Origin of the sequence: Streptococcus pseudopneumoniae (assembly GCF_001074975.1) — a bacterium.
Classification (GTDB): Bacteria; Bacillota; Bacilli; order Lactobacillales; family Streptococcaceae; genus Streptococcus; species Streptococcus pseudopneumoniae_D.
This window is the reverse complement of record NZ_JUUO01000079.1, coordinates 1-1,169: the sequence shown is the minus strand read 5'-3', so window position 1 is coordinate 1,169 and position 1,169 is coordinate 1. Positions and strand designations below refer to the sequence as shown.

Sequence of the window (1,169 nt, the reverse complement as noted above, 5' to 3'; positions counted from 1 at the left end):
TTTCTGCTTGGCTTCTTGAGAAGTTTTCAACAGCTTTTTCAGCAGTTGCTTTACGTTCTTGTGCATTTTTCAAAGCAAGATTTGCAAGTTGCAAGTTCTTTTCAGCGACTTCTGTTTGAAGTGGACTAGCTGTTTTGCTTGCCAATTCTTTCTCAGCTTCTGTTTTAGCGTCAAGTGCAGAAGCATATTTGCGTGAAGCTGCTGCTAATTCTGCTTTAGCATTTGTAAGAGCAGTTTGAGCTTGACTGTTTTGTTTTTGTGCTTCAGCTAGTTTTTTTTCAAGTTTGGCAAGGTCTTGGTTGAGATTGATTGGTTGTTTTGTTTCACTAGCAAAAGTATTTACAAACCAATGTTCACCGTTGATATTAGCAACTGTCATCGCAACGCTATTCTTGGCATTTAGATTGCTAGCTAAGTGTCCCCATTTAGATTCTTTATCAAAGAATGAATACATGCTGAATGCTGTCACAACAGATTGTTTCAAACCAAACATGTTGGTAGCATGTATAGAACCAAGCAATGTAGCTAAGTTTTCACTATCTTCATATAAGCCATTACGTTTTTCAATTGGTTTTTTAACGCTATATGGTAAATGTCCGTCAGTTGATGGACTTGTACCACGTTTTTCATACTCTTTAGCAATTTGTTTACTATATTCAATAGCATCTTGGTCAATATGAGGATGATTCTCTTGTCCTACTAATTTTGCAAGTTCAGTTGTTAGGTTAGCATAAAAATTACTAATTTCAATGATTTGTTCATTTGTTAAGTTATCAATATCAACTTTTCTTTTAAAATCGCTCTCATCGATTTTGACATTAAACTTCTTAGCGACTTCGATAGCTAACGTTTGCAATAACTCACTAGCTTCATCAGTCCAGTTCTTTCTCCAGTATTCATAAGCGTCTTTGAATGTCACTTGATCTTTATTGAATCCAAATTTTGCTTTTTGTTCGGCTGTCAAATTATAAACTACATTACTTATAGTAATTTTCTCTTTTGATAGTTTAGCTTTTTCAACATCCAAAACAGTTTGAGCTTCTTTTTCTTTAGACGCCGTTTCATCTGCTTTTGTTTGGATGGAATCAACTTTATTTTGGTTTGCGTCCATCATTTCTTTAGCTAATTTCAATGCATCATTTTTGACATTCACATTGTTTTCAGCTTGT

At 34.4% G+C, this 1,169-nt stretch carries 1 protein-coding gene; it reads right to left on the bottom strand.

Translation table 11 applies throughout. The features are described 5' to 3' along the window. The coding region (locus ADI86_RS03785; RefSeq protein WP_152906145.1) for an SEC10/PgrA surface exclusion domain-containing protein at window positions 1–1,153 on the bottom strand (1,153 nt) is incomplete at its 3' end. Window positions 1,154–1,169: the final 16 nt, after the last annotated feature.